General features: G+C 51.5%; 20 protein-coding genes. 4 read left to right on the forward strand and 16 right to left on the reverse strand.

Annotation, left to right across the window (positions count from 1 at the left end):
• Nucleotides 1-121: 121 nt before the first annotated feature.
• The 14 genes from DWX59_RS25900 to DWX59_RS25965 all read right to left on the reverse strand — a co-directional run bounded on the left by DWX59_RS25900 (nucleotide 122) and on the right by DWX59_RS25965 (nucleotide 15808).
• Nucleotides 122-1696 (reverse strand): serine hydrolase, encoded by a 1575-nt coding sequence (locus DWX59_RS25900; protein ID WP_117563045.1) that lies wholly within the window; start codon nucleotides 1694-1696, stop codon nucleotides 122-124.
• Nucleotides 1697-1805: 109 nt separating this feature from the next.
• Entirely contained in the window at nucleotides 1806-2840 is a 1035-nt protein-coding gene (locus DWX59_RS25905) for an NUDIX domain-containing protein (RefSeq protein ID WP_117563046.1), read from the reverse strand.
• Between the two features lie 161 nt (nucleotides 2841-3001).
• The gene (gene guaB / locus DWX59_RS25910) at nucleotides 3002-4456 is read right to left on the reverse strand and encodes an IMP dehydrogenase (RefSeq protein WP_117563047.1); all 1455 of its coding nucleotides are present in this window, start codon (nucleotides 4454-4456) and stop codon (nucleotides 3002-3004) included.
• A gap of 234 nt (nucleotides 4457-4690) precedes the next feature.
• Nucleotides 4691-5797 carry an iron-containing alcohol dehydrogenase family protein gene (locus DWX59_RS25915; RefSeq protein ID WP_117563048.1) on the reverse strand — a complete coding sequence of 369 codons (1107 nt, stop codon included), beginning with the start codon at nucleotides 5795-5797 and terminating at the stop codon, nucleotides 4691-4693.
• A gap of 12 nt (nucleotides 5798-5809) precedes the next feature.
• Nucleotides 5810-6520: an ABC transporter ATP-binding protein gene (locus tag DWX59_RS25920; protein ID WP_117563049.1), complete on the reverse strand. Its 711-nt coding sequence runs from the start codon at nucleotides 6518-6520 to the stop codon at nucleotides 5810-5812.
• Complete coding sequence (locus tag DWX59_RS25925; RefSeq protein WP_117563050.1) at nucleotides 6507-7340, reverse strand: ABC transporter ATP-binding protein; 834 nt, start codon at nucleotides 7338-7340, stop codon at nucleotides 6507-6509. The genes DWX59_RS25920 and DWX59_RS25925 overlap by 14 nt, the downstream gene beginning before the upstream one ends.
• Nucleotides 7321-8298: a branched-chain amino acid ABC transporter permease gene (locus DWX59_RS25930; protein WP_227116178.1), complete on the reverse strand. Its 978-nt coding sequence runs from the start codon at nucleotides 8296-8298 to the stop codon at nucleotides 7321-7323. The genes DWX59_RS25925 and DWX59_RS25930 overlap by 20 nt, the downstream gene beginning before the upstream one ends.
• A gap of 39 nt (nucleotides 8299-8337) precedes the next feature.
• On the reverse strand, nucleotides 8338-9204 hold the full coding sequence (locus DWX59_RS25935; RefSeq protein WP_330665830.1) for a branched-chain amino acid ABC transporter permease: 867 nt from the start codon (nucleotides 9202-9204) through the stop codon (nucleotides 8338-8340).
• 70 nt (nucleotides 9205-9274) lie between these two features.
• Nucleotides 9275-10519: an ABC transporter substrate-binding protein gene (locus DWX59_RS25940; protein WP_117563052.1), complete on the reverse strand. Its 1245-nt coding sequence runs from the start codon at nucleotides 10517-10519 to the stop codon at nucleotides 9275-9277.
• A 47-nt stretch (nucleotides 10520-10566) separates the two neighbouring features.
• Nucleotides 10567-11472: a dihydrodipicolinate synthase family protein gene (locus tag DWX59_RS25945; protein WP_117563053.1), complete on the reverse strand. Its 906-nt coding sequence runs from the start codon at nucleotides 11470-11472 to the stop codon at nucleotides 10567-10569.
• 197 nt (nucleotides 11473-11669) lie between these two features.
• Nucleotides 11670-12311, reverse strand: a complete 642-nt coding sequence (locus DWX59_RS25950; RefSeq protein ID WP_117563054.1) for a GntR family transcriptional regulator — start codon at nucleotides 12309-12311, stop codon at nucleotides 11670-11672.
• 83 nt (nucleotides 12312-12394) lie between these two features.
• Nucleotides 12395-13804 (reverse strand): FAD-binding oxidoreductase, encoded by a 1410-nt coding sequence (locus tag DWX59_RS25955; protein ID WP_117563055.1) that lies wholly within the window; start codon nucleotides 13802-13804, stop codon nucleotides 12395-12397.
• Entirely contained in the window at nucleotides 13801-14997 is a 1197-nt protein-coding gene (locus DWX59_RS25960) for an electron transfer flavoprotein subunit alpha/FixB family protein (RefSeq protein ID WP_117563056.1), read from the reverse strand. Before DWX59_RS25960 ends, DWX59_RS25955 begins: the two co-directional genes overlap by 4 nt.
• 22 nt (nucleotides 14998-15019) lie before the next feature.
• Nucleotides 15020-15808 (reverse strand): electron transfer flavoprotein subunit beta/FixA family protein, encoded by a 789-nt coding sequence (locus DWX59_RS25965; protein ID WP_117563057.1) that lies wholly within the window; start codon nucleotides 15806-15808, stop codon nucleotides 15020-15022.
• 325 nt (nucleotides 15809-16133) lie between these two features.
• Between DWX59_RS25965 and DWX59_RS25970 the strand changes: the two genes are divergently transcribed.
• Genes DWX59_RS25970 through DWX59_RS25980 form a run of 3 tightly spaced genes read left to right on the forward strand, consistent with a single transcriptional unit; the run spans nucleotide 16134 to nucleotide 18035 of the window.
• On the forward strand, nucleotides 16134-16508 hold the full coding sequence (locus DWX59_RS25970) for a GntR family transcriptional regulator (RefSeq protein WP_117563058.1): 375 nt from the start codon (nucleotides 16134-16136) through the stop codon (nucleotides 16506-16508).
• A gap of 10 nt (nucleotides 16509-16518) precedes the next feature.
• Complete coding sequence (locus DWX59_RS25975) at nucleotides 16519-17397, forward strand: ABC transporter ATP-binding protein (RefSeq protein ID WP_117563080.1); 879 nt, start codon at nucleotides 16519-16521, stop codon at nucleotides 17395-17397.
• Nucleotides 17394-18035, forward strand: coding sequence for an ABC-2 transporter permease (locus DWX59_RS25980; RefSeq protein WP_117563059.1), 642 nt, complete (start codon nucleotides 17394-17396; stop codon nucleotides 18033-18035). Before DWX59_RS25975 ends, DWX59_RS25980 begins: the two co-directional genes overlap by 4 nt.
• Nucleotides 18036-18180: 145 nt before the next feature.
• Here DWX59_RS25980 and DWX59_RS25985 read toward each other — a convergent pair whose 3' ends face one another.
• Complete coding sequence (locus DWX59_RS25985) at nucleotides 18181-18678, reverse strand: DUF6106 family protein (RefSeq protein ID WP_117563060.1); 498 nt, start codon at nucleotides 18676-18678, stop codon at nucleotides 18181-18183.
• An 88-nt stretch (nucleotides 18679-18766) separates the two neighbouring features.
• Nucleotides 18767-19189, reverse strand: coding sequence for a metal-dependent transcriptional regulator (locus DWX59_RS25990; RefSeq protein WP_235845195.1), 423 nt, complete (start codon nucleotides 19187-19189; stop codon nucleotides 18767-18769).
• A 119-nt stretch (nucleotides 19190-19308) separates the two neighbouring features.
• Between DWX59_RS25990 and DWX59_RS25995 the strand changes: the two genes are divergently transcribed.
• Nucleotides 19309-19542, forward strand: a complete 234-nt coding sequence (locus DWX59_RS25995) for a FeoA family protein (RefSeq protein ID WP_117563061.1) — start codon at nucleotides 19309-19311, stop codon at nucleotides 19540-19542.
• Nucleotides 19543-19571 lie beyond the last annotated feature (29 nt).

Consider the following 19571-nt stretch of genomic DNA (forward strand, 5'->3'; position numbering starts at 1 on the left):
TTCATATGCACATATTTTCTTCCATTCATTATACAGGAAAATCCAGTAAAAGAAAAGGCATGGCGAATCATACGCCATACCATTCCTATATACTGAATGTCAAATTAAACCTTTCATAAGCCTACTGCACACAGGCCCCGCTCCCGTCCACCTTAAACCCATCCGGCGTGGTGGTATCCGTAAGCATAGCCCCATCTGCCCCCAGATAAAACCACAGGCCGTTCTCCTCAACCTTTTCCCACTGATTCCTGGCCATGGCGCCATTGGAACGCAGGAAATACCATTTCCCGTCAATCTGACGCCATCCCTTTGCCATGTATGTATTGGAATCAAACCAGTAGGTTACGCCGTCCACGGTAATCCATTCATTGGATGCCTTTGCACCGTTATCTTTTACATAATACCAGCCATTGCTGTCCTGTATCCAGCCCTTTCCGGCCGTGGTCCCAGGACCTGCATTTCCCGAACCGGAAGGAGACGCCGTACCGCCTGTGCCGCTTCCTCCCAGCGCGCCGGCCTTAGCAAGTTCAAACCCGTAATCAAACATTGCTTTTGTATCTGTATAATGGGTGGATTTGCTCTTCATCACCACTGCGATGAGCCTTACGCCGTCCTTTTCCACAGCGGTCACCAGCGTATTCCCAGCCTTGGAGGTATAGCCTGTCTTACCGCCTATGACGCCCGGATAATATCTCGAATCACTGGGATTAAGCATCTTATGTCCCATGGTCACCGTCAGACCTGAAGGGTTCTTAATTGTTGGGGGCAGTGTATACGTCCTTGTGGAAGCCACGGTCTTAACAGTATCATTCTGGAATGCCGCCCTGGCAATCAGCGCCATATCATGGGGTGTCGTATAATGGTTGGTGTCATTCAGCCCGTGGGGATTGGTAAAATGGGTATTGGTGCATCCAAGTGCGGCTGCCTTGGCATTCATCATCTCCGCAAACTTGGCATTGCTGCCGGCCACATGCTCTGCCAGGGCATTGCCCACTTCATTGGCAGACTTTAACAGCAGGGCGTACAGACACTGCCGGACAGTCATCACATCCCCCTCAACCATGTTGATGGAGACAGCGCCTGATTCCAGATTGGTGGTGGCTGTGGCTGAAAATGTAACCTTGTCGTCCAGGCCGCAGTTTTCAGCTACCAGCAGGGCTGTCATCAGTTTGGTGATGCTGGCCGGGTAAAACTTTGTATCCCCATTCTTGGAAAACAGCACATTGCCTGTGGCTGCATCCATAAGGACTGCGCCTTCCGCCTCAACGGCCGGCTGCTGAATTGAGGCCGTGTCCACTGTCCCTTGATTGGTCCCTTGATTTACCCCTGTGCCGTTACCCGGGTTCACACCGGTACTGCTTCCTGCCCCCTCTGGTCCGGCAGCCGTCCCATCCGCTGTCTGGGATGGCCCTGAGGGGCTGCTTGGGTTATTTGTATTGTTTGTATTGTCAGCAGAAGGCCCGGTGGAGGATACCACCCCTGCGCTGTCCGCGCCACCCCCCACACTGCCTGTCCCACTGCTGCCGTAACTGCCGTCCGGCCCCTGTCCCTGTGCAGGACTGCCGGACTGGAAGGACGCCACCTGGCTTTCTTCCAATGGTGTGATGACAACCGGGTTGCCGTATGCGGCCGTGCTCATCATAAGGGCGCTGGCCATGAATATGCTTAAAAATGATTTCCATTTTTTCAATCTCATCCTGATACCTCTCCTGCATGTCTTATAAAAACAGTCCAGCATCAGTATATCATATTTCATGGTTACAAAAAACATCTAATTCTGACGATAAACTTACGATTTTTATAAGTTAATCCCCCTGCCCGGCGCCCAGATACTGCTTTAAAAGTTCCAGTTCATCCATGTACAGGCAATTGGGAAGCGTCCCCTGTCCCACTGCTTCCATACACGCGTCAAGTTCCATCCACATCACGCTTTCCACTTCCTCTTCCTGAAGCTTCAGTCCCTGTATGTCAACAGGTTCCCGGTACACATATACATGGCTGTACTCGCTGTCCCTGAACATTTTCCCATAAAACTCCTCTTCCATGTAACCTTTGTGGATTCCTGCGAATTCCAACTGCCCTGCCTCTGCCGAAATCCCCAGTTCTTCCTTCAGTTCCCTGAGCGCCGTGGTCAGGAAATCATCCCCGGCCTGCACATGCCCGGCCGAAGAAATATCGAAACACCCCGGATAGGAATCCTTCCCCTGGCTCCTTTTCTGAAGGAGGATTTCAAATCCTCCCTCCCCGCAGGCCCTGACGATCCAGATATGGGCCGTGCCATGGGTATCACCGTCCATATGGACCATGGTGCGCTCCCGCACCGTTCCTGTCCTATGTCCTTCCCCATCCCTTATATCAAACAGCTCCAGCGCCTTCCCGTCCAGGGCTGCCTCCACCAGCCGGTCACCGCGGTAGGACAGCTTCAGGGAAAAGAAGGGGGCGTCCTCATTTATCAGGCGGTGGAAAATCTTATCCCCTTCCCAGATATTTAATTTCAGCACATCTTCCTTTTTCACCCACTCCAGCACGCCTTCATTGCAGGGAAGTATCTGGCCTTCATGACTGTCCGCAGTATACAGACACATATACTCTGTATCCCAGCCTTCCGCCACAAAGGTTACAAGCCCTCTGAACCGCCAGGAAGTAAGGGTCAGTCCTGTCTCCTCCTTCACCTCCCGCAAAAGGCATTCCTCCGGGCTCTCGCTTATCTCAAAATGCCCGCCCACCCCTATCCATTTATCCTTGCATACATCGTGTTTCTTGCTGACACGGTGGAGCATCAGATATGCCCCATCCTTTTCTATATAACACAGCGTTGTCATTTTTGCTTCTATGCCCATCCCGCGCCTCCTCTTACCAAAAATAAAAGGGTACCCGCCGGATCATCCTAACGGGTACCATTATTAACCAACCTTAATGCTGTCTGGGGTCTGTTTGGAATTTCCAGACACGCCCTTGCGCAAATACCGCGAAAGCCCCTGCCAATGCGGTACGGCACCCCTTATTCTTCAATCGAATAGTTGGGAGCCTCTTTTGTGATATGGATATCATGAGGATGGCTCTCTTTTAAGGATGCGGCGGAAATCTTGATGAACCTTGCTGTCTCCTGAAGGGTCGGGATATCCTTTGCGCCGCAGTATCCCATACCGGAACGCAGCCCGCCCAGCAGCTGGAATACGGTGTCCTCCACCATGCCCTTGTATGCCACCCGGCCTTCCACGCCTTCCGGCACCAGCTTCTTGGCATCGGTCTGGAAGTAGCGGTCCTTACTGCCGTTCTCCATGGCTGATATAGAGCCCATGCCGCGGTATACTTTATATTTACGTCCCTGATACAGTTCAAATGTCCCCGGGCTCTCGTCACATCCGGCAAAGATACTTCCCATCATACAAACGCTTCCGCCTGCCGCAATGGCCTTGGTCACATCGCCTGAATACTTGATTCCGCCGTCAGCAATGATCGGCACTCCGTACTCCTTGGCAACGCGGTAGCAGTCCATGACAGCGGTGACCTGGGGAACACCGATGCCAGCAACCACGCGGGTGGTGCAGATGGAACCAGGCCCGATGCCGACCTTGACACAGTCAGCGCCCGCTTCAATCAGATCCCTGGTGGCCTCTGCCGTGGCCACGTTGCCCGCCACTACCTGAAGCTCAGGAAATGCTTCCTTGATCATCCTGACGCAGCGTACCACATTGGCGGAATGGCCATGGGCGGAATCCAGTACGACCACATCCACCTTTGATTTAACCAGGGCTTCCACACGCTCCAGCACATTGGCCGTGATACCCACGGCAGCACCGCACAGAAGGCGTCCCTGTTCGTCCTTTGCGGACAGCGGGTACTTAATCTGCTTCTCAATATCCTTGATGGTGATGAGTCCTTTCAGGTTAAAGTCAGCATCCACAATCGGCAGCTTCTCTACCTTTGCCTTGGCCAGGATGGCCTTGGCTTCCTTCATGGTTACGCCCTCCCTGGCCGTGACCAGGTTCTCGGATGTCATGCACTCCCTGATTGGGCGGTCAAAATCCTCTTCAAACTTTAAATCACGGTTGGTGATGATACCAACCAGCTTCCTGCCCTCGGTAATGGGCACGCCGGAGATGCGGAACTTAGCCATCAGGTCATTGGCATCCCTTAATGTATGGTCCGCTGAAAGGAAAAATGGGTCTGTGATGACTCCGTTCTCAGAACGCTTTACCCGGTCCACTTCCTCTGCCTGCTCTGCAATTGACATATTTTTGTGTATCACGCCGATACCGCCCTGTCTGGCCATGGCAATCGCCATGCGGTGCTCTGTAACCGTATCCATGCCGGCGCTCATCATTGGGATGTTCAGTCTAATCTTCCTGGTCAGATTGGTAGTCAGGTCCACCTGGTTGGGAATTACTTCTGAATAAGATGGTACCAGAAGTACATCATCAAAGGTTATGCCTTCGCCGATAATTGTACCCATTTCGAATTTCCTCTCTTTCTGTGTGTTTGCTTTGACATTTGTTTTCAGGGGCACGGGGCCTGTCTGGAACGGGCCCCATGCCCCGGAATATATCTGCTGGATATTGTTTGAACTGCCTGTCTGCTTCTTATTAGTATCTAATACTAGCAAATTTTATGTGGCTTGTCAAATCAAATTGAAAGGAAAAATTCATTCATTTTACTTATAGGTATCAATCAGCCCATCTAATAGACTTCAGCAATAATTTTCCAGTTTACGGATGGCCTCACACATCATTTCTTCTGTAATGACATCAAAGGGTCTGGCGCGCATCAGTACGTCATTCACTGCCTTGCGGGCCACCTTTTTTATATTCCCATCGTTAAATTCCAGGTTCAGTCCCTTAAAGGAAGGCACAAGTTCCAGGCTGCGGTAAAATCCAAATAACTCCTCCAGTTCTTCCTCCGGGCTCTCAAGCACCATCAGCTGTACACCGATCCCATATGCCACTTTTTCCCCGTGGGTGACGTCGTGGCTTCCCTCCAAAAGAGTGAGGCCGTTCTGTACCGAGTGGGCAATGCCGTTCCTCACAGCCTTGATTCCCAGGGCCTGCACCGTGGATGCTGTATAAATATTCAAATTTACAACATCAATAAAATCCGGTGACACGGTCTTTGCCTTCATAGACCTGACAGCGGATACAGCCTTTTCATACATCTGCGCCTTTAACATCCCGGCCACGGCCAGCGCCATATGGTCAAATATATCGCTGTTGTCCGAGCCCGGCAAGGAAGCGCTCCCCTCATACCACTTTGCCAGCGAATCATAGATGCCTGAAATAAAATACCCATATGGGGAACCCACGATCACTTCCGGGTCCACCAGCACAAGCGGGGGGTTGGTTTTAGGATAGATATTCTCCAGATACTCCCCTTCATCGGAATACACGATTATCTGGTTGCTGGACGCCGCGCAGGTGGCTGCAATGGTAGGCACGGTGACAATGGGGACATTATACAGTTCAGCTGCATATTTAGCCGTATCAATGGATTTTCCCCCGCCTGTGCCAATGATGAAATCCGGTTGGAATCCCTCACACAGGTCTAATATTTTTTTTACATTACCCATGCTGCTCTCGCCGGAGAATTCATTGACCACATACTGGATTCCCGCTGCCTTAAGGGCCGGGAACAGTTTCTCCCTGACAGAAGCCCTGGACCTGGCCCCGCCGCTGACCACTGCCCGTTTTCCAAAGGAAGGCAGGACCATGGCGGCCTCCTTCCACACATCTGTCCGGCAGCAGTATCTTGCCGGACCTGACTTATTATATTTAACCGTCTCTTCAAGACTGAATTTTCCCATAGCAATCTCCTTTTATCCGCCCAGATATGATTTGTTGACCTCTTCATTGCCCATAAGCTCCGTGCTGTCACCGCTAAGCTTGATGGCGCCGTTCTGCATGATGTAGCACCGGTCAGAAATACTCAGCGCCATATACGCGTTCTGCTCCACCAGGAGCACCGGTATCTTTTTTTCCTGATTGATCCTTGTGATGACCCGGAACATATCTTCCACGATTACAGGCGCCAGCCCCAGGGACGGCTCGTCAAACATAATCAGCCTGGGATCGCTCATAAGCCCCCTGGAGATTGCCAGCATCTGCTGCTCTCCTCCGCTCAGGGAGCCTGCCAATTGTTTCTGCCGCTCCTTAAGACGCGGGAAAATATCGTACATCTCCTCTATCTTCCGGTTCATTTCCTTTTGGGAATATTTCCTGCAGTAAGCCCCCATTTCCAGATTGTCCCTTACCGTCATTTCAGGAAACACCTCACGGCCTTCCGGCACATAGACAATCCCCCTGGATACAATCCTGGTATTCCTGATTTTAGTCAGGTCCTCCCCGTCAAACAGGACTTCTCCCCGGGCTGGTCTTAACAGTCCCATGACTGTTTTCATCAGGGTGCTTTTACCTGCCCCGTTGGCACCTATGAGGGAAATGATCTCATTGTCCCCCACCTCCAGGCTGACGTCGTACAGCGCCTGGACTTTCCCATAAAATGCGTCAATATGTTTAATCTCCAGCATTGGATTGTCCCCCTTCTGCCTGCGCCGCTTTCTTCCTGTACCCTTCGCCCAGATATGCCCGGATAACCTCCTCATTCTTCTGTATTTCCCTGGGGCCGCCCTCTGCGATCTTGCACCCGAAGTTCAGCACCGTGATGTCGTGGCTCAGGTTCATGACCACGTCCATGTTGTGCTCAATCATGAAAATGTCCACGCCGCTTTCATATACCCGCCTTATGATATCGATGAATTCCCTGCGCTCCGACGGGTTCAGCCCTGCAGCCGGTTCATCCAGCAGGATCAGCCTGGGTTCCATCATCAGGGTCCGCCCCAGCTCTGTCATCTTCTGCCGTCCATACGCCAGATTGCTTACCACCTCGTCCCGGTAACGGCTCATGCCGATAAATGCAAGTATGGACTCCGCCTTTTCCCTAAGTTCCCGCTCCTCCCGTGCGGACCTTACCACGTTTACCAGATAGCTTAACAGGTTCTGGTTGGTGTTGTACTGAGCGCCTATCATCAGGTTCTCCAGGACCGTCATGGTGGAGAACAGCTTTATGTTCTGGAAGGTGCGCCCAATGCCCCTCTGGGCCCGCATATAAACAGGCAGCCTGGATATGGACTCCCCAAACAGCAGCACATCCCCTTCTGTCTGCGGACCGTCGCCCGTAATCATGTTGACCGTAGTGGTCTTACCGGCCCCGTTGGGTCCAATCAGGGCGTGGATCCTGCGCTTTTTCACCTGAAAGCTTAAATCACTTACAGCCACCAGTCCTGAAAACCGTTTTACCAGATTCCTTACCTCCAGAACCGTCTCTGCCTCACTTCCCAAACCGTTCACCGCCCTTTCCTGTTTTCTTCACCAGATGCCTGAACCTCCCCGGCAGCGAGACCAGCCCGTTGGGCAGGAACACAGCGCAGAGCAGGACCATGGTGCAAAAAGTAATCTGATAGTAATCCCCCAGGAAACGGAGCATTTCCGGAAGGATCGTGATGACAATGGCGCCGATCATATTGCCCAGGATATTGCCGATTCCCCCTATCATCAGCATGATGACATAGGAGATGGACAGGTCGGTGGTAAACGACAGGGATGTTACAAACTGGTTAAAATGGGCGTACAGCGCCCCGCCCAGGGCCCCATATACCGCGGCCAGGGTAAATGCGCGGATCTTAATCTTTTTGATATCCAGACCAAGGGATTCGATTGCCTCCGCGTTGTCCTTTACCGCCTTAAATTCCCTGCCCCATTTGGAATGGGCAATCCGCATGGACAGAAGACACAGCAGCACGGCCACGGTCCATACAAAGTAAAAGTATTTCACATTGGTATCCAGGTTCCAGAACAGCACACAAAACCTGGGTATGTTCTTGATTCCCTGGGTTCCTCCTGTAATATCCATCAGGTTGGTGGCCAGGATCCGGATGATTTCAGAAAATGCCAGGGTTGTAAGGGAAAGATACACCCCTTTCATCTTAAGGCTGGGATATCCCAGCCCCCTGCCGATAAGGAACCCAACCACCAGGGCCGCCACCATGGTGAGCCAGGGCGACAGCCCAAAGTTCCTGGAAAGCAGGGCCGAGGTATAGGCGCCCAGGGCATAGATTCCCGCTGTCCCCAGGTTCATCTGCCCGGCCAGGCCCGTAATGAAATTCAGTCCGAACACCACAATCATGTTGATAACCATCTGGTTCAGGATCGTTATATAGTAATTATTGGACATAAATAACGGAACCAGTGCTAATATGAGAAAGGCTGATGCCATCATTGCATACTGCCAGTTTATTTTCTTATTCACGTTTTCCACCTCTGTTCCTTCCATCCGATTTCCAATGGGTCAGCGCGTCTTCCCGGTAATTCCTGCGGGCCTGATTAACAGGAAACCCACAAGCAGGACAAAGGCTACAATATCCTTATAAACAGATGGCAGTACCATGGAAGCAATATTTTCCACAATCCCAATGCACAGTCCTCCAAGAATGGCTCCGGGCAGGTACCCGAACCCTCCGATGACTCCGGCTGCAAACCCTTTAAGTCCAATCATGTTGGACATGGTGGTGGTGATATTCAGCAGCGGGGATACCAAAAGCCCAATCAGGCAGCATATCATCATACTGATCATGACCGTTACCGTCATGACCGTCCTCACATCAATCCCCATAAGCTGGGCCGCTTTCCGGTTCTGCGCCACACACCGCATGGCCTTTCCCGGTTTTGTCTTATATAAGAAAAGCTGCAGCGCCAGCACACAGAATGCAGCAGCCGCGATAATTGCAATATTGGCAATGGAAATGACCACATCCCCCGCCTTCACGGTGCCGATTAGGAAACCCGGGACGGAAAACGGCACAGGCCCCCACAGCAGGCGGATGGCCTCCACAATGATCTTTCCCAGCATGACAGTGGCCATTATGGTATATATCATGGTCATATTCCTCAGCGGTATGAAGATGACCCTGGCCACCACAATACCCAGAAGGGCCACGGTTATAAGGCTGAGCAGGATACCTGGTATGAAATCCATTCCCAGGCCCAGAATATAGGTTCCGCCGAAAATATAAGCGCCTGTTGTAATCATCTTGTCATGGCTGAAATTAAGGACGCCGGACGCGTTCCATATCAACGTGTACTCAATCCCCACCAGCGCATAGATGAACCCCATGGCAATCCCGCTTACAATCAGCTGTATCAAAATCCCAAACATAGGCATACCTCCACATTTTATTGCAGGGATGCAAAAACCTGCTTTTCGCATCCCTGAACCGTACAACTGATTAATCCTCTACCGTAATGGAATCCAGGTAAACCGCGGTGCCGTCCTCCAGTTTGCAGATGATTCCTTCATGGACCATTTCCCGCATGGAGTTAGGTTTGTATTTTCCCACCACGCCCTGAAGGTTGTCTGTCTCATTGAGCGCTTTTAACAGGGCGTCGCTTTCCGTGGTCCCGGCCCGCTCAATGGCATCCTTGAGGATATAGATGGAGCCATAGTAGGTGGCCGCGTACAACTCCGGCGTTTCATTGTATTTAGCCTCAAAATCCTTCACAAACCTTGTCACATGGTCACTGGTATTGGAAGCGGTAAAGTCCGTCACGCAGTACCAGTTATCCAGCCATTGGGGCTGGCAGAGCCCGGATACCTGGGGAGTGGAAATGGAGGGTGAACCGATGATCGGCACATCCAGCCCCAGATCGTGGAACTGCCTTGCGGCCAGGGCTGTCTCTGCATCATCCGTCCATATGATGACCCCGTCCACCCCGGCGTCCTTTAACTTAAGGATCTGGCTGGTCATATCCGTATCCCCTGTATTATGGGCTTCCGCCACATATTCGGTTCCGATTCCGTCCAGATATTCCTGTATGACGTTTAAGGCTCCTGAACCATAATCATTGCTGTTGGTAAACAGCCCCAGCTTTTTGCACCCCAGGTTCTGGGTGGCATAGGTTGCTGCCAGCTTTGCCTGCACCGTATCAGCCGCGCGGATCCGGAACAGATATGGATTGTCAATGGTGGTAACCAGCTTGGGGCTGGTGGCGCCTGTGAGCATGGGAACCCTGGCCTGTGACAGCAGGCCTTCCACTGCCAGCGCCATACCGGACAGGTTTGGCCCTACCTGTGCCGCCACGTCCTGGCTGATAATCAGGTTGGCCGCATTGATGGCCGTATCCTGGGCGCCTCCGTCATCCGCGACAAAAAGTTCAATCTGCCTTCCCAGCACGCCGCCGGCCGCATTGATTTCATCTGCCGCCATCTGTGCCCCTTGCTTGGTCCTCAGGCCATTGATGGGCGCTGCTCCGGTGATGGACCCTGATACCCCAATCAGGATTGTATCCCCGGAAGCCTGGTTTGCCGTATCCTCCGGGGATTCCCCCGCGGTCCCGTCCTGCCGGCTTTCCTCCTTTGCATCACCGGCAGCCTGTGTCTGCGGGGACTGTGCCGCCTGGCCGCCGCATCCTGACAGGATGGAGAACACCAGACACATTGCCAGGGTTATACTAAGATACCGTTTCTTCTCCATTATGTAACCTCCCTTTATCCAATTTAATGAGAACAATGCCACACACCCTACAGGATATCCCCCATATCTGCCAGCAGCGCATCTACTTTCTTCTTTTCCTCGGGAAGCAGGTCCCCTAAAGGCATCCTTGGAAGGCCTGCGTCAAATCCCTGGCACTTAAGCACATATTTGAATACCTCATGCCAGTGCGGGTCATTGGTGTTGTATGTAATGAAGTAATCCACAAAAGGCTGGATCCTGGTCCAGTATTCATTGGCCTTGTCAATATCCTTTTCAATGGTGCAGATATCGAACAGGGTGCGTGCGAATTTTGGGAAAATGGCCGGCATTCCGCTAAGCCATCCGTCTGCCTTTGCAAAGAAACCTTCCATAGGGGCGTAGTCATGGCCATACATCACGGTCAGCTTATCGCCGCAGTGGTATTTCAGTTCATGGATCCGGTTGGCATCCCCGTGCGCGGCCTTGATGCCATTGATTAAGCCTTCATCCACCATGGCCTTAATCTCAACCGGTGTCATCTCATACCCGCAGAACCTGGGATTATTATAGAGGATGATATCAATGTCAATGGCTTCCCTCAGCTTCCTGAAGTGGTTCACCACCGCCCGTTTGTGCGGCTGCAGATAATACGGCATGATGACCAGGACCCCTTCTGCCCCGCACTTCTGCGCGTACTGGCTCAGCTCTATGGTCTGCGCCGTGGAGTACCTGCCGGTACCCGGGTACACAGGTACCTTGTGGTCCACGGATTTGATGATGCTTTCCATGATATACTTCTGCTCCCTGGTGGACATGGAAATATTGTCGCCGGTGCTGCCCACACAGGAAATACTGTGCGCCCCCTTATCCAGCACCCACTGGACATACCTTAATGTCTCCTTCTCATTGTAGGATTCATCTGCATTCCACATTGTCATTACTGCCGGCATAACGCCCTTTCCCACTGTTCCCATAAGTTCTTTCCTCCTTAATTGATAAAATAAAAGTTTCTTATAATAAACACATATGTGCTATTATCCTCTCCCGAAATATTTAATTAAAAATTAAAAATTTTTTAAAAAAGAGCATACGTTACCCTTACCAACGTTAAATTAACGTTCCTTATGCATCCCTCCTTCCCTTCACCCAGAACAGGCCTGGCACGGCCATATCATTCGACCTTGCTTTTAATCCGTTCCTCCATATTCATGATATGGGTCTGAATCAGGCCGCGCACGGCCTGTACATCCCTTTCCTTTAACGCCTCCACCATCTTAAGGTGTTCATTGCACGCCACCCGCTCATGAAACAGGGACGTGCCCGTGGTGGTCCGGATGACCATATACCGGTTGCTGAGCACCATATACAAATCCAGCAGGCATTGGTTTCCCGCCATCTCCACTAACTTTTTGTGGAACGCCATATCCGCCAGAAAATAATCATCGAATTTTCCCTCTTCAAAGTATACCCGGCTCTTTTCCACCATGAATTCCAGTTCCTTAAGCTGCATGGATGTAATGTCGCTGCCAAGCTTCACAAGGGCCTGCTCCTCAAACAGCAGCCTGGCCTCACAGACATCCGCAATGTCCTCCCTGGTGGCAACCGGGATTTCATATTTACCACCCGGCATCAATTCTACAATATGCTCATGGGCCATCCGCTTAAGGGCCTGGATAATCGGTGTCTTGCTGATCTGGTAACGCTCTGCCAGCTCGGTGGGGTCCAGCCTTGTCCCGGCTACGTAATCCCCGCTGACAAATCCCATACAGATTGTTTCATATACAATATCATCTAAGTTCTTTTTAAGTGACATATGCTACTGGTACATCCCCTCTGTTTTTTTTAATGGTATCATTTTAAACCCGCATATGCAATCGGTAAAGTATCTAATTTCCCCTATTTACCGTGCAGGGCCACGATTTTACCCGGATTTAAAATGCAATGAGGGTCAAATGCCTTCTTGATTCCTTCCATCAGCCTCATCTGGCACGGACCGCACTGTTCATCCAGATACATGCGCTTGGCATACCCAATCCCATGCTCGCCGGACACAAGTCCTCCGAAGTCCCTGGCCTTTGCGTACATTTTTTCAAACACATCCTGCTTTTTATATTCCCAGGCCTCCTGGTCCATATCATCCCTGCACAGATAAATATGCAGGTTTCCATCGCCCGCATGGCCAAAGCTGGGTATACGCATCCCGGATGTCCCGGCCAGCTCATGGGTATATTTGATGAATTCCGCCACATGGCTTCTGGGAACCACCACGTCACATTCATCCATCTCCGTGGTGGAGGCCTTGATTGCCTCTAAAAAGGCTCCCCTGGCGTTCCACACGCTCTGCCTGCGCTCCTCGGTATCCACCAGGAACACATCCTTTGCCCCCAGCTCCAGGCATAAATCCGCTGCCCGCCCGTAATTGCGTTCCACCTCTTCCCTGCTGTTTCCGTCAAATGTCATCAATATATATGCATCACTTCCCGTATCCGGGAACCGCTTCCCAAGGTAATCCTCTGCAAACATGATTGTATTGCGCTCCATGAACTCAATGGCCGTGGCCTGGACCTGTGCCTCTATGATCCGCGGCACGGATTCAATGGCTGATTCCATGGTCCCAAAGGGCACCAGAAGGCTCACGGTCCTGGACGGAAGGGGAAGGAGTTTCAGGATTGCCTCCGTGATGATGCCCAGCGTGCCCTCCGAACCGATCATAAGGTTCAGCAGGCTGTAGCCTGAACTGTTTTTTACCACCTTGCCGCCCAGCCTCATCACCTCGCCGGAAGGAGACACCACCGTAAGACCCCTGACATAATCCCTGGTAACCCCATACTTGACCGCGCGCATCCCTCCGGCATTGGTACTGATATTCCCGCCAATGGTAGCTGACTTTTCCCCGGGGTCCGGTGGATAAAACAGGTTGTTTTCCTCCACGTAGGCTGCCAGGTCCATAAGGAGCACACCCGGCTCCACGGTGACGGTCAGGTTTTCCCTGTCCAGTTCCAGAATATGGTTCATGGCGGTCGTATCCAGCATGATTCCTCCATGTACGGCCACGGCGCCTCCCACCAGGCCGGTACCGGCTCCGCGCACAACCACCGGGATTGTTTTTTCCGATGCATAGGACATGACAGCCGCCACTTCCCCTGTGTCCATGACCTTTATAAGGACCTCCGGCATGGAGAATACTCCCCCCAGTTCGTCGTGTCCGTAATCCTCGCTGATTTCTTCCCCTGTAAACACACGGTCCGGGGAAACAGCTGTTTTTAAATAGGAAATGTCCTGTGAATCTATTTTCTTATAGTTCATTCCAGTTCCCCCTTCAACTGTCTGATTAATTCCGGAATGATTTCGTATAAATCCCCCACGATTCCATAATGGGCCACATCAAAAATAGATGCCTTCTTATCCCTGTTCACCGCAATGATACAGTCCGCGCCCTTCATACCCGCGGCAAACTGGACAGAACCTGATATCCCGGCTGTTATGATCAGCTTTGGTTTTACCGTCCTTCCGCTTAAACCGATCTGCTGCCTGGGGTCGAACCAGCCATTTTCAACCAAAGGCCTGGTACAGGCCATCTGGGCTCCCAGCTGCTGCGCCAGCTGTTCCATCAGTTCCAGGTCTGCCTGCGATTTAACACCCCTGCCCACCGCGACAATCACGTCTGCCTCGGATATATCCACCTGCTTTTCCTTTGGCGTGCATCCCAGGACCTGTATCCTGTTATCCAGGAATCCTTCCTTTACATCCATATGTACCAGGGTTCCTGTGGGATGTTCCTTTTGTCCTGCCATGGAACAGATCTTATACCTGACCGTACAGAACTGGGGCCTGTGCCTGGGCGTCACAATCTGCGCCATGATGTTGCCGCCAAAGGCAGGGCGGATCTGAACCAGGTCCGTATCCTCCTTCATCTGCAGCACGGTGCAGTCAGCCGTAAGGCCGGTCCTGAACCTGGCCGCTGTCCTGGGCGCCAGGGAGCGCCCGGTATTGGTGGCTCCCACCAGCACGGAGGAAGGTTTTATCTTCCGGATAAAATCCTCAAACACATTGGTATAGGAAAGCACGTTAAAATCAGCCAGGCCCGGATGGTCATAAAGGAATACCCGGTCCGCGCCGTATCCCAGAAGCGTTTCCGCCTGTTTTTCCATCCCGCTTCCCATTACAAGGACATAAACAGGATGTCCAATCTGTTCTGCCAGCTCCCTTGCCTTTCCCAGAAGTTCCAATGTAACAGGGTGGATGGACTCCCCGTCATGCTCCGCATAAACAGCAATCCCCCGCCATTCCTTTTTATCCACGGATGCGGGCGCCTCTTCCTCCACCCACCGCACAACGCCCTCCGGTCCCTTCTTTACACACAGGCGGCACATCCTGCAGGCAGCCGTAATGGACAGGCTTTTCCCCTGCCCTGTAATTGCACCAAAGGGACAGAGCGCCTGAAGCTGCTTTGCGGATTCCGTTGTCACCTTATCCTGGTTTATCTCTAAATATGCCATGGTATACCTCACTTCAAACAGCTTATATGAACTTATGTTTCCTCAGGACTGCAGCCATTGCCTGGGCCAGCTCCCGGCCGGTCCCTTCCATGATTTCCTTATCCGTCTTCTTATCAGGCGGGAAAATGCGTTCCACCTGGGTAGGCGATCCCTTAAGGCCATAGTGGCCGGGATCCCTGTCCTCCAGGTCATCCAGACCCATAACCTTGATACAGCCCGGGTCCATCCCAATCCTTCTCTTATAGGAAGGAAGCCTGGGCGTGTTCACATCCTTGTCCACGGTTAACAGACATGGCAGTTCCATCTTCTGTGTCTGTATCTTATTCTCCAGGTTCATCCTCACCGTCACGAAGGTATCCCCTGTTTCCAGGACCTCCAGTATATTGGCGCCGTGGGCAATCCCCAGGAACTCGGCTGTTTCCGCCCCTACCTGGGCCGTGTCCCCGTCCGTGGTCTGCTTCCCGCACAGGATCAGGTCATAGGTTCCTGATTGACGGATGCCCTGGGATAAGGTATGGCTTGTGGCGCACACATCCGCGCCCGCAAAGCATCGGTCCGAGATCAGGTATCCTCTCTCCGCCCCCATGCATACGGCTTCCAAAAGCACTTCCCTGGCCTGGTCCGGCCCCATGGTAATGACAGAAACATGTCCATCTGTCCTTGCCCCAAGCTCCAGCCCCAATTCCAGCGCATATAAATCATATGGATTCATCTTAGCCTCAATACCATCCCGCTTCAGTACGCCTGTAACCGGATCCACCTCCACGCTGGTGGTTCCCGGCACCTGCTTGATGCATACCAGAATCTCCATTGCTTCCTCCTGTTGTGTTGAACTTCTTTTCAGAATTAAAAATTTAAAATTTTGTATACACTGTTTATGATTAAATCATAGCATATGACTACATCCAACACAATGCCTATAATATCCAAATTAAAAATATTTTTTTGTGCATTTTATACATCAACCAGCGCCGCTCTCCTTCCAGCCCCCACAATATAAAACTTACCCTAAAAATCCACCCTTGACAGCTCCTGGATTGCATGTTATATTGTGTATATACGATATGCACAATATAATCATCCAAACAATCATGATTGCCACAAATACAACAACCCCATACCACGGAGGCAGCGCAGTGAATATCATTATCAGCAATTCCAGCGGAAAACCAATCTATGAACAGATAACATCCCAGATAAAGAACATGATCATGACAGGCCAGCTGGATGCAGGCGATTCCCTGCCAAGCATGAGGACACTTGCAAAGGAACTGAGGATCAGCGTCATTACCACCAAGCGCGCTTATCATGACCTGGAGCAGGAAGGATTCATTGAAACCATAACCGGAAAAGGAAGCTTTGTGGCTGCAAAGGATACCGAGGTCATCCGGGAGGGGAACCTGCGGATTGCGGAGGAATATCTGACAAAAGCAGCTGACCTGGCTAAAAAGAGCGGCATTTCGTTAAAGGAACTGATGGAAGTGCTGGAACTTATATATAACGGAGAGTGAGGAGATGTCCATGGAGTACGCAGTGAACATAAGAGGGCTTTCTAAAGCCTACAAGGATTTTTCCCTGAAGGATGTTGACATCTTACTTCCAAAGGGAGCCATCATGGGGCTGATAGGGGAAAACGGGGCCGGCAAATCCACCACCCTTAAGGCCATGCTGGATATTGTCCGGCGTGACAGCGGCGGGGTTGAGATACTGGGCCTGGACCTGGACACGGACCAGCAGCGTATCAAGGAACAGATTGGGGTTGTGTGGGGCGAAAGTCATTTCCATGAATTCCTGGACGGGATACAGGTATCCCATATGCTGGGCAGGATTTACAGAAACTGGGACCAGGAACTGTTCCTGGATTACATGGGCCGTTTTGCCCTGCCCGGGAAGAAGAAGATAAAGGATTATTCCAAGGGAATGCAGATGAAGCTGTCCATTGCGGCTGCTTTGAGCCACCATCCCAGTCTGCTGATCCTGGATGAGGCAACCAGCGGCCTGGACCCGGTTGTCAGGGATGAAATCCTGGATATATTATTTGGATTCATTGAGGACGGCGAGCATTCCGTGCTGATTTCCTCCCACATCACCAGTGACCTGGATAAGGTGGCCGACTATATCACCATGATCCACAACGGTTCCATCCTGTTTTCAGAAGAAAAAGATGCCTTAATCGAGGACATGGGAATCATCAAATGCAGCCAGGAGGAACTTCAAAGCCTTAAAGAACTGGAAAGCCGCGGCGGGATTACCATCGTGGGCGTCCGCCAAAGCGCATACCAGTCAGAGTGCCTGGTGCGCAGCAGCCGGGAAGTAATGGAGCGCTATCCAGCCCTGGTCATGGACCGCACCAATATTGAGGAAATCATGCTGTTTTATGTAAGGGGGCAGATGCGATGAAAGGATTACTATTAAAAGATCTTTATTGTTTAGGACAGAACGTCAAGAGCCTGTTATTCATCATTGTCATATGGGGTCTTGTCTTCCTTCCGCAAAAGGATGGCGGACTGCTGCTCATATCCCTGTCCATGATGGTAAGCGCAATGTTTACCTTCACCCTTTCTTCCTATGACAGACAGGTGAAGTGGGATACCTATGCGCTGAGCATGCCCCTTTCAAGGACCGCCATGGTCCAGGAAAAATACATCGTTTCCATACTGATGCTTATGGCCGCGGCCGCCATATCCTTTCCCCTGACAGGCCTTGCCTGGCTGATCCGTACCGGGGGAATCGATGCGGAGTTTCTGTATGCAATGTATACAACCCTTCTGACAGGTACGGCCATATCGCTAATCTACACAGCCCTGGCCCTTCCCTGTTCCCTGTGGCTTGGCGCTGAAAAGGGCCGTTACATCCCCAGCGTGCTGTTTGCAGCCATCTTCTTTGCAGGTATCGCCATGGCCCGGGGCGGCAGGCTTAAGGCCATGAGCCCGGACCTCCTGTCCAATTTCGCCATACTGCTGCTGGGTCTGTCACTGCTGGTTTTTGCAGGATCCTATTTTATAAGCATTTCCATTTACAGGAAGAAAGAATTTTAAACCATCCGGGCAGGAGGCCAAAAAAACTGGGCACTTGCCTGGAACCGTCCAGAAAGGGGCAGCTGTTCCTGGAGGGAATCCCCATATCCCCCAGGTCCGGCTGCCCCTTTCTCCTTATCATATCATGCCGTGGTTCCCAATCCGGCTACATCACAAGCTTTCTGGGAAATGTCCTCCTCATGGCGCCAATCATCTTCTCATTGGGCTCAATCAGGACCTTGAAGCTGTCTGCCCCCTTCTGGTACATAAGTGCATATACCTTGGCTTCCTTCCTGCCGGATGAAAAATCCTTTATCCTGGCGCCCTGACGCTCATAATCCTTTAACACAAAGGAATCAGCCGGAGCCACCACCTGCACATCCTCTTTGTCACAGTCAAATACCCGCTTCCTCCTGGCCTTGCCCAGGATGCGGTCCACGCTGAGCCCGCCTTCTGCAAACAGGTATTCATATTCCACGCTCATGTTCAGGAAAACAAAATAAGTACCTGCCGCCGCTGCCAGGAGGAATATGATCCCAAATATGGTCTGCATGGCCAGGAAGGCTGCAAGGACACACAGGACAATCATCAATATCTTAAGGGGAATGGCATAGGCCGGGTCTTTCCTTTTCACAAGCCACTCTACGTAATTATCATCGTTCATCATGGTCTCTCCTTTTATCATGTGGTAAATGTTCTGATTTGCATATTTCCCATTATACAATAGTTTGCCCCATATTTCCAGTCATACCTTACAGGCTTTTAAGGAAAGGCAGCATCCGCTCCATATTCTCCACGGTCCTCCGGTTGATATAATGCTCAATCTTCTCCACCTGTTCCAGTTCACTGTCCGTATGGTTCAGGGCGCAGAAGAATTCCTGCAGCACCCGGTGCCTGTGCAGCAGATACCGTCCCTGCGCATGCCCCTTGTCCGTAACCATGACGGCGCCGTATTTCCTAAAATCAATATAGCCCGCTGCCTTCAGGTTATCCAACATCTTGGATGCGGAGGAAGGGCGCACATGCAGGTTGGCGGCCAGAAGGCTTACCCGCACCGGATATCCCTCCGCTTCCATGCGGCAGACCATTTCCAGATAATCTTCCATGGAAGACGTCAGCTCATCCACATTTGCCCGCTCATATCCTTTCATGGTATAGAACCCTTCATTATCCATGGCAGATCTGTTTTTTTCATGATTTCCACCCATACCAGTAACCAAAGCATACCTCCTGCAATATTATAAGAGTAAGAAAATGTTTCCCTATCCTAAATCTATTGCGAGGTATTGTAATTATGAAAGAAAATCATTGTCTGAATGATATAAAGCCCGGACAGCGGGCACACGTGAAAGAACTGACTGCCTGCGGCAGCATCCGCAGACGCCTTTTGGATATCGGCCTGGTTGAGGACACGGAAGTGGAATGTCTGGGCCAGAGCCCTCTTGGCGACCCATGCGCCTACCTGATACGGGGCGCTGTCATCGCCATACGTTCCGAGGACTGCAGGGGTATCCTGATTCATGAATGATGCTTAACGATGAAAATTCAAGTTTGATA

Source organism: Enterocloster aldenensis, from assembly GCF_003434055.1.
Classification (GTDB): domain Bacteria; phylum Bacillota; class Clostridia; order Lachnospirales; family Lachnospiraceae; genus Enterocloster; species Enterocloster aldenensis.